Source organism: Dethiosulfovibrio faecalis, assembly GCF_021568795.1.
Taxonomy (GTDB): domain Bacteria; phylum Synergistota; class Synergistia; order Synergistales; family Dethiosulfovibrionaceae; genus Dethiosulfovibrio; species Dethiosulfovibrio faecalis.
The window spans coordinates 98,310-107,385 of the sequence record NZ_JAKGUE010000007.1; the positions used below are offsets into that span (position 1 = coordinate 98,310).

At 55.4% G+C, this 9,076-nt stretch carries 8 protein-coding genes and 1 pseudogene; 6 read left to right on the top strand and 3 right to left on the bottom strand.

What is annotated here, in order from left to right:
* Positions 1-90 precede the first annotated feature (90 nt).
* The 3 genes from speE (at position 91) to L2W58_RS07040 (ending at position 4,816) form a co-directional block, all read left to right on the top strand.
* Positions 91-963 carry a polyamine aminopropyltransferase gene (gene speE, locus L2W58_RS07030; RefSeq protein WP_236102640.1) on the top strand — a complete coding sequence of 291 codons (873 nt, stop codon included), beginning with the start codon at positions 91-93 and terminating at the stop codon, positions 961-963.
* Positions 964-1,089: 126 nt separating this feature from the next.
* Complete coding sequence (locus L2W58_RS07035; RefSeq protein ID WP_236102641.1) at positions 1,090-3,201, top strand: methyl-accepting chemotaxis protein; 2,112 nt, start codon at positions 1,090-1,092, stop codon at positions 3,199-3,201.
* Positions 3,202-3,298: 97 nt separating this feature from the next.
* Entirely contained in the window at positions 3,299-4,816 is a 1,518-nt protein-coding gene (locus L2W58_RS07040; RefSeq protein WP_236102642.1) for a diguanylate cyclase, read from the top strand.
* Here L2W58_RS07040 and L2W58_RS07045 read toward each other — a convergent pair.
* The gene (locus L2W58_RS07045) at positions 4,813-5,232 is read right to left on the bottom strand and encodes a thioesterase family protein (protein WP_236102643.1); all 420 of its coding nucleotides are present in this window, start codon (positions 5,230-5,232) and stop codon (positions 4,813-4,815) included. The two genes, L2W58_RS07040 and L2W58_RS07045, sit on opposite strands and share 4 nt — an antisense overlap.
* A gap of 185 nt (positions 5,233-5,417) precedes the next feature.
* Here L2W58_RS07045 and L2W58_RS07050 point away from each other — a divergent pair, with 185 nt between their 5' ends.
* Positions 5,418-5,942, top strand: coding sequence for a hypothetical protein (locus tag L2W58_RS07050; RefSeq protein WP_236102644.1), 525 nt, complete (start codon positions 5,418-5,420; stop codon positions 5,940-5,942).
* Between the two features lie 34 nt (positions 5,943-5,976).
* On the opposite strand, the gene L2W58_RS07055 is transcribed toward L2W58_RS07050, so the two are convergent.
* Together L2W58_RS07055 and L2W58_RS07060 are read right to left on the bottom strand one after the other, a co-directional pair.
* Positions 5,977-6,198 carry a putative Se/S carrier protein gene (locus L2W58_RS07055; protein WP_236102645.1) on the bottom strand — a complete coding sequence of 74 codons (222 nt, stop codon included), beginning with the start codon at positions 6,196-6,198 and terminating at the stop codon, positions 5,977-5,979.
* Positions 6,191-7,465: a double-cubane-cluster-containing anaerobic reductase gene (locus L2W58_RS07060; RefSeq protein WP_236102646.1), complete on the bottom strand. Its 1,275-nt coding sequence runs from the start codon at positions 7,463-7,465 to the stop codon at positions 6,191-6,193. Before L2W58_RS07060 ends, L2W58_RS07055 begins: the two co-directional genes overlap by 8 nt.
* A 138-nt stretch (positions 7,466-7,603) precedes the next feature.
* Between L2W58_RS07060 and bioB the strand changes: the two genes are divergently transcribed.
* On the top strand, positions 7,604-8,536 hold the full coding sequence (gene bioB / locus L2W58_RS07065; RefSeq protein ID WP_236102647.1) for a biotin synthase BioB: 933 nt from the start codon (positions 7,604-7,606) through the stop codon (positions 8,534-8,536).
* 119 nt (positions 8,537-8,655) lie between these two features.
* Positions 8,656-9,076, top strand: a pseudogene (locus tag L2W58_RS07070) (methyl-accepting chemotaxis protein); the annotation flags it as partial.

A 9,076-nucleotide genomic window follows, 5' to 3' on the forward strand; every position in this document is an offset into this window, starting at 1 on the left:
TCAAGATGTACACCCCCGGTGCCAGACTGTACAATGTCTGTGCCGGGGGTTCTTTTTTCGGCATAAAAGCATCGAAAGGGGTTATTCGCCATGATTTCCCGAGAGAAGAGACACAACGAAGTGTGGTTTACCGAGGAGTCCACCAAACATCTGCGCCTGTCCCTGAGGGTGACGGGAGAGCTGGTTCGGAAGGAGACTCCCTATCAATCCCTGCTGGCACTGGAGACCGCCGAGTACGGCCGTATGCTGGTCCTGGACGGGGCAATTCAGGTGACGGAGAAGGACGAGTTCTGCTATCACGAGATGATGGCCCACGTGCCCCTCTGTTCCCATCCCAACCCTAAAAAGGTCCTCGTCGTCGGAGGCGGAGACGGTGGCTCGCTCAGAGAGGCGGTAAAACACGAGTCGGTTGAAAAGGCCGTTCTGGTGGACATAGACGAGGAGGTAATAAACACCTCCAGGGAGTTCTTTCCGACCTTGAGCTGTGCCATGGACGATCCCAAGGCGGAGATAAGGCCTATGGACGCCATGGTCTACATGAAGGACCATCGAGGGGAGTTCGACGTGATAATAGTCGACGCCACCGATCCGGTGGACATGGCGGCAGGACTCTTCCAGTCGCCCTTCTACAGGGACGTGTGGGATGCTCTGTCCGACGACGGCTTCATGGTGACCCACATAGAATCGCCCTTCACCGACGCCGCCATAATGGTCCCGGCCTATCGTGCCATGAAGGAGGTCTTTCCTTCCGTACATCCCTATCTGGGCTTCATGCCCACCTATCCCTCTGGGATGTGGGTATATGCCATAGGCTCGAAGAGGCACGATCCGTCGAAGCCGCTGAGGGAGGCCCCCAAGGGACTCAAGTACTACACCTCCGACGTCCACAGGGCGTCCTTCGCCCTTCCTCCCTTCCTGGTCGAGCTGTTGGAAAATGGAGAAGGCGTTGAAAGCCATTACTAAAGACACGGCTCTTTTAGTCGCATAAGATCTTTGATAGCCCTATCCCCCTTGATGTAAAATACAAGGGGGTATTTTTAGATAAGCATACAGGGATGATGTCTCTGAACATGAGGAGGGCGATCGAACATGAGAAACTGGAGTCTGAAGACCAAGCTTCTGACGGTGATCCTGACGATCTCGTTTTTGGCCTTTTCGTCGGCCGTGGGAATACTGACCTATCGGGCCAGGTCGATGGCCCTTGAAAACGCCTACAGTCTCGGAGAGGAGACGGCTCAGAGGTACGGGGTTCAGGTCTCCGAGTATCTTGGCAGGGCTCTGACCCACGCCAGGGACCTGTCGATACAGTTTTCCATGATGGTCGGTCGTGAAAGGTCCGACAGGGACGCCGGGGTGGCTCTTCTTCGATCCACCTTGGAGTCCAATCCCCAACTTTTCGGAGCCTGGGCAGTCTTCGAGCCTAACGTCTTCGACGGCAGGGACTCGGAGTTCGTCGGTGCCGAGGGACACGACGATACCGGACGCTATATCCCCTATCTGGTGCGTTCCGGCGGCGATATACTGCACGATCCCTGCGTGGGTTATGAGACTGCCGAGTATTATCAATTGCCTCTGACGTCTGGAAATGTAGTAATAGCAGATCCGGCCGAATGGGAGGTAGGGGGCAAGATGGTCATGATGACATCTCTCTGCGTTCCGGTTAAGCTGGGTGGAAAGGTCATAGGAGTGGTCGGGGTGGACATATCCATGGACACCTTCCAGAAGGTCTTCTCCGAAATAAAACCCTTCGGGACCGGATATGCCGGGCTGCTTTCTGACAAGGGAACCTATGTGGCCTATCCCAAGAAAGATCTGGTTGGCACCACCGTATCGGACGGAGAGGCCCTCTCTGCCATCCGAGACGGAAAGAACTTCAATCGTTCGGTCGTGTCCGACGTCTCAGGAGTGGACATATACGAGACCTTCCAGCCAGTGGATGTGGACAGATACGGATCGCCCTGGTCGGTGCAGATCGCCTTGCCCTACGACATGATATATCAGGAGGCGGACTCTATAATGACCATGGGAATCATGGTCGGAGTAGCGGCCCTGGCGGTGCTGGCCGGAGTAGTCCTGTTCTTCGTGGGTAGAGTGGTGCGTCCCATAAAAACGGCCTCCCTCTTGGCGAGCAGGGCAAAGGACGGCGACCTCACTATAACCAGGGACGAGTTCCAGACCTCCTCCGGCGACGAGGTTGGCCGTATGGCCGATTCCCTCTCCGAGATGGTCGAGGGGCTTCGCGACATAGTCGGCTCGGTGGTAGAGGAAGCTCAGTCGGTCTCAGACAGGTCCACCAGTTTGGCGGCCCTCTCCGAGGAGGCCAACGCCTCCATGGAGGAGATCCGTTCGTCCGTCGAGAAGGTAGCCTCTTTGGCTGAGAGCAACTCGGCGGCTTTGCAGGAAAGCGGGGCTTCCGTGCAGGAGGTGGCGGAGAGCGCGCAGATGTCTGCCTCGTCTGCCACCGAAGGAGCCGAGGCATCCCAGAAAAGCGCCGAGGAGACCCAAAAAGCGGTGGGTAAGGTGGAGGAAACCATCCACAAGATGGAGGAGGCCGGCGAGGTGTCCAGGGAAAGCATAGGTCGTATAAGAGAACTGGCAGGATCGGTGGATTCCATCAGCGGTTTCGTAGGGGACATCACCAGGATAGCGGACCAGACGAACCTGTTGGCCCTTAACGCCGCCATAGAGGCCGCCCGGGCCGGAGAGGCCGGCCGAGGATTCGCCGTGGTCGCCGAGGAGGTCCGCAAGCTTGCGGAGGAATCGGCCCTGTCGGCCGACAAGGTCGCCAAGATAATAGTCGAGCTTGAGGAACACTCGGGTGAGTCCATAGAGGCCACCGAGAGGACCGGTTCGATCCTGTCCGAGGCGGTCGAATCCGCCAGGGGAGCCCAGGAGGAGTTGAACCGGTCTTTGGAGATGACCAGAGAGGTCAACGAGGCCATACAGAACATCGCAGCCGTGGCCCAGGAACAGGCCGCCTCGTCGGAGGAGATGACCTCCTCGATAGATCAGGTCACCAACGCCAACTTCGACACCGTTCGCATGATGGAGGCCATAAGAGGGGCCTCGGAGGAGACCGCGAAAGCCTCCGAGGGGGTCTCTCTGGAGGCTCAGGCTATGGCCGAAGGGGCCTCCTCCATGATGTCGCTGGTGAAACGGTTCAAGCTGAAGAAAGAGGACAGAGGTTTGGCCCGACTCTGATCGGAAGCTCAGGCCGAGGTAGGGGGCTCAAGCCCCCTACCTCGGCTTTTTTTTCGGCGAGTTTACGTGATATCATGATAAATAAGGGGGGATTTACGTGAGTAGGGTCATGCGCTTGGTCTTCGTGGCGGTACTCTCATGGGTGTCTTTCAACTGCTCCGTAGTCTTTTCCGAGACCTCCGACGGCTTGCTCTACGTGGATGCCTCCGTGCCTCTCTCGGAGGAGGAGCGAGAATACCTCGAGAAGCTGGGCCCCATCCGTTTTTCCGTGGACCCCTCCTGGGCTCCCTATGAATGGATAGACGAATCCGGCGAATATCGTGGCGTCGGGGCGGATTATCTCAAGCTCCTCTCCGGAAAGTTGGGAGTCGCCATGGAGTTGGTTCCCACTAGATCTTGGGAGGAGACCCTGGAGTTCGTCAAGGCCGGCAGCTCCGACGTGATCCCTTTGCTTAACAGGACCGAGGATCGAGAGGAATATCTGGGTTTTACCTCTCCGTACGTCATAAACCCAGCCGTGATAGTCACCAAAGACGACGTGTCGGATTTGGCAGGTTTCGTGGATTTGGCCGGAAAGACCGTTGCGGTTGTGAAGGGTTACAACGTAGAGGATATCCTTCGAGAGAGATATCCCGATCTCTCCATCGTGCCGGTGGCTAACAACCGAGAGGGGCTCCACATGGTGGCCAACGGGGAGGTCTTTTCCGCCTCCGCTCCTCTCCTCGTGGCGTCTCTGGTGATAGAGGAAGAGGGGCTGACGACGCTGAAGCTCTGGGGTCACGACGATTTCGAGCACAGGCTTCGGATGGGCATAAGGAAGGACGACCCTATTCTGCTTGGGATAATGCAGAAAGCCGTCCTTTCTTTGAACCTGAAGGAAAGCTCCAGGATCTTTGACCGCTGGAATCCTCTGGCTTCAAAGGGAATAGACAGAGGTCTGTTTTGGTCCATAGTGGCCTTGCTTATAATCCTGATAGCCTCGGCTTCCGGGGTAGCCTACCGTTTCGTCCGTAAAAACGATCAGTTGAGAGCTCTCAACCGAGAACTGGCAAAGGCCAAGGCAGCTTTGGAGGAGGGTAACAGACGACTGGAGCTACTTTCGAAGATGGATCACCTGACCGGAATAGCCAATCGCTTCGGCATAGAGGAGTTCCTGAACAGGGCGGTTCACAAGGCCAGGCGAGGGGCCCCTTTTTGCGTCGCCATAGGGGACATCGACCACTTCAAGAGGGTCAACGACGACTATGGCCATCAGGTCGGAGACAGAGTACTGGTCAGGTTGGCCGAGATCCTCGTCGATGCCGTGAGAGCTGTGGATCTCGTTGGGCGGTGGGGAGGAGAGGAATTCATAATAATCTTCGACGATATGGTCGAACGGGACCTTTTCCCCGTCACGGACAGAATCCGTCGGATCGTATCGGAGAGCGATTTCGGCCTGGGTCGACCTCTGACCGTCAGTTTCGGAGGGGCCGCCTTCCAGGCCAATGGAGACCTCAGCCTCAACGATCTGCTGAGGGCCGCCGACGACGCCCTTTACAGGGCCAAGGAGGGCGGTCGCAACAGGGTCGAGATAGGGAATCCCTCCTTGGTCGGAAAGGGCGACCCTGTATCTTAGGATTCTCTGGCCTTTTTGGCCCTCTCAGTGGCCGAGTCGATCAGCTCGTAGCGGTTTACGATCGCCCTCTCGCAGGTGGCGTGGAAGACCTCTCCGATCGAATCGGTCACCTTCATGGAGAACACCAGTCTGTTTCCCTTTATCTGCTCAAGCTTGAGCAAATAGCTGAGCCCAGTGCCCAGCATGGCTGTCTCGTCGTGTCGGACGCTGTAGCTGAGGCCTACGGTGATGAATCCCTCCGGCAGCCTCCCTTCCACCATCTCTGTGGACATGCGTACCATTCGCTCTATGCAGGCGGTGGTGGACAGCAGTTGGTTCAGATGAACCGAGAAATTCCCCACCGTGTCGTCCACCTGGACGGTCCTGTTGGCCTCCAGGGTCTCTCCCTCTTGAAAAATCTCCCTTACGTCGAGCATGGCGTCACTCTCCTTTGTGAGGATCTGTTTTTAAGACTTGGTCCTAATATATCCCCATTTTAGCACCTTCATCTAGCTACATCAACGGTTTTAGGGTAGGTAAAAGGACCGATGTCCTCAGGAGGTTTTCGGTGTATGATTATCGTACAATGGAACATATCGTTGTGGAATACGGAGGTATCGAGATGACCATCAGTACTTTAAGCGAGGATCTCGACCTTTTCGTGGAGCACGAGAGCCTCGGGGTAAGGTATATGGAGAGAATGGAGCATCTTGCGTCCGAGATGGATCGATTGGATGGCTTTGAGCAAAAGGCCGCCGAGAAGGAGCTTCGGAGTCTCGATAGAAAGATAATCAGGCTCGACAAGGCGGACTTGAAGAGGATCGATCGGCTCCTGAAGGGGGCGTCGGATCTGGAGGACGAGAGGCTTCTGGCCCAGCTTCAGGCTTTGAGGGCCAGATACGGCGGGGAACAGAAAGGTCCCCTGCCTTTGTTGGATCTGGACGGGCTGTCCAAGGCCCTGAGACAGAGGATAACCAGAGGGGTTAGCACAATGATGCTCTGCGGTGCCATAGCCATGGGGATAGGGCAGGCTGCTCCCGCCAAGATATCCCTGGCTTCCTCTGGGCTTTCGAACCGAGAGGAAATCCACGAGATGGCGAACATACCGGATCTTTTCGATTGGCCGGTGAACGAAAGACGGTCTTGATGATTACGATAGCGAAGAGGGGCTGAGCGATCGCTCAGCCCCTCTTCGCTATCTCTATGGGGACTTTTATGGATTCGGCGATACGGGAAACGGCGGCTATTTCCGTTATCGAAAATCTGAGTGCCATCCCGCATGATCTCGAGAGGTCTCTCGGTGTGGGGGATACGTCGTGTGAAATCTTCCTCTCCCTGAGGACCTTGTGAAGTCTCTGAGCGTCCGACTGGGTCTGGAAAAGGGCGTAGGCTTTTTCACTCAAGGGTCTCTATGAACGCCTCTATGCGGGTCTTGAGCTGTCCTTCGTCTCCTGATTCGTATCCCGTTTCCAGGCTCAGTACCGGTATGCCCTCTTCCTTGAGTCTATCTCTTACCTTGGTTCCCTCGGTCAGATAGGTGGTGCAGAACGAGAGAGAATAGTCTATTATGCCGTCCACCCTGTATTCCTTGGCCAGCCTGACGATGTCGTCGAGCCTTCCGTCGTTGGGGGTGAAACAGGCGCAGTGGATGTTGTCTATATATCTCGAGGCCAGGTTGTCCATGAGTCCCTCTAGGTTCGACGGAGAGCCGTCCACCATCTGTTCGTAATAACGGGTTCCCGTGCAATTTTCTTCAACGACGACGGGGTTACCCGTGCTCTCTACGAGATGATGCAGTTTCCAGTTCGGCAGGACCAACGGAGAACCCGTTACCATTATCCTCTTTGCCCCGGAGGTGAAGGGGGATTCGCCTTTTTGAACTCTTTCGACGCATTCGTCGGTTAATACCTGAACTTTTTCAACGAAACGATCGACGTCGTCGTAGAAGGCTATTTCGCTGACCAAAAGGGCGTCCTTTCCCGATATGGGAACTACGTCGCCTTTTCTCAGTTCGTTCAGTTTCTGAAGAGCCTTTCTCTTCGCGTTTACTTTTTCGATAGCCTCTTTCAAGTTGGAGGCCGTTACGGTTTTCCCCGTTAATTTCTCCAGCTCTTCGGAGAGAGATTTTACCTCGCTTTTCCATAAGGCCATGCCGGATTGGGATTTTACGTTGGGTATGTCCATGACGTACATAGGTGCCTCTTCGGCCAGGATTTCCCAGGCTTTCTTCTTTCCGTCGCAGGTGTTTTCACCTACGATCAGGTCGACGCTCTGAAAATAGGGGCAGGTTCTGGATATTCGGGCTCCTACCCCTGCCTTGACGAGAGGGCAGGTGTTTCTGGGGAGAACCTTTTCTCCCGGCGGAACCCAAAATTCCGAACCGGCGCATAGACCCACCAGCTGGGATCCTGCGGCAAGGACCAACTCTTCCGGTACGTAGATGCAAAATGCTCCTACTACCTTGTTCCCCTCGGCCTTGAAATCCATCAGTTCCTTGATCCTGGCTCCGTGAACTTCTGCGACCACCATGTTGAAATAGTCCATGGATTCGGGTCTATTCTCCTGATCCAGGTATATCCCCTCGTAAAGCGGTGGAAGAGCGTCGCATAAAAGATCGTGAGTCTTGAGATCTATGTTCAGATCTTCCCACATGCCGTGATAGTCGGCCATCTTCATCCTCCCTCTCGTGCTAAGTATTGTTCATCGTCATTATAACTATTTTTGTGGTGTAGTCCAGCAACCATCTTCGGTGATTCAGTTGAACTATCCCGCCGGTAGTGTTATCTTGTCTGTCATCTTGAGTAGAGGGTGTGGTTGACAATCATGGTCTGGGATATAGAGTCTCTGTTGGATCTATCGAGAGGAAAGCTGAAAGACCTTTTGGAAAGGGCGGATTCGGTACGCAGGATGGGAGGGGACGGAATAGAGTTCTGTTCCATAGTCAACGCCAGATCCGGAGGGTGCAGCGAGGACTGTGCCTTCTGCGCTCAATCTGTAAGATGGGACACGGGATGCCGATCCTCTTTTCTCTCTCTGGATGAGGTTATGTCCATCGCCAGGAGTTGCCGCGATTCCGGGATCCATAGGTTGTCGTTGGTCACCAGCGGCAGGACCCTGACCGACCGAGATCTGGATCGTCTCTGCGGAATTTACGAGGTCGTCTCGAACGAGGTGGGGCTGAGCCTCTGCGGTTCCCACGGGTTACTGGACGAGGGGCAGTTGAGGAGACTGGCGTCGGCCGGAGTGTCCCGTTATCACTGCAATCTGGAGACCGGGCCGGGGTTTTTCCCCTCGATATGCACCACTCATGGCATAGAGGAGAAGCTGCGTACCCTCTGTGCCGCCAGGGCGGCCGGGCTGGAGCTGTGTTCCGGCGGCCTTTTAGGGATGGGGGAGACCGATAGAGACAGGGCGGAGATGGTCGCTCTTCTCTCTGGGCTGGAGGTGGACTCCATTCCTCTGAATATCCTCATGCCCATAGAGGGAACTCCATTGGAAGGAGCGGCTCCTGTCGACCCAGAGACGGTGCTGCGGTGGGGGGCTGTGATGCAGATAGCCGTACCCGGTGCGACGGTCCGTTATGCCGGAGGCCGCTCTCTCCTTGGAGAAGCCGTGTCCATAGGGCTCGTAGGAGGGATAGGAGGCCTTCTGACCGGCGATTATCTCACCACGACGGGCAGCTCCGCAAAGGACGACGTGGAGTTGATAGAATCTCTCGGCATGAAATCCGGTCAGAGGTAGCCTAGAGTCTATCCTCCTCTGTAGTTTGATGTGATTGACATGTCGAATGTGATTCTTTAGACTCTTCTTGTGTCCGCTTTTTAGATTAGAGATAGGGTTTGGAAGAGGAGGACTATTTTATGGCTCGAGCAGATGAAGCACGTGGTTTGTCCGTTGGGATACAGGTTACCTTGGTGGTCGGCGTCATGATAGCCCTCCTGATGGCCGTCGTCGTCACGGTGGCGTCGGTGAGGTCCGGTAGGATGATGGGGGATACAATAGACGACGGAGGTCTTGGCTTCGTCGAAAGCCTACAGATCGGAGCATCTCAGGAGATAGACTCTCTCAGAAAGGCCAACGAATCATTCGTCAACATAGTGGTACAGAGGCTGTCCGGAAAGAGAACCTTCGAAAACGAGGACGTGGTTCCGGTCGGAGATAGAGAGGTCCAGAAGATATTCGTCATGGACGACGGTCTCAAACTCATCACAGGAAACGAGGTTATGGTGAACGAATGGCAGGATGCCATGGGAAGCCAGTTCTCCATTTTTCAGGTCACGA

Excerpts from the sequence above, each read along its gene's own strand:
- L2W58_RS07035 (WP_236102641.1), top strand. The coding sequence starts at position 1,090 with ATGAGAAACTGGAGTCTGAAGACCAAGCTTCTGACGGTGATCCTGACG.
- L2W58_RS07060 (WP_236102646.1), bottom strand. The coding sequence starts at position 7,465 with ATGGCCGACTATCACGGCATGTGGGAAGATCTGAACATAGATCTCAAG.
- speE (WP_236102640.1), top strand. The coding sequence starts at position 91 with ATGATTTCCCGAGAGAAGAGACACAACGAAGTGTGGTTTACCGAGGAG.
- L2W58_RS07045 (WP_236102643.1), bottom strand. The coding sequence starts at position 5,232 with ATGCTCGACGTAAGGGAGATTTTTCAAGAGGGAGAGACCCTGGAGGCC.
- L2W58_RS07050 (WP_236102644.1), top strand. The coding sequence starts at position 5,418 with ATGACCATCAGTACTTTAAGCGAGGATCTCGACCTTTTCGTGGAGCAC.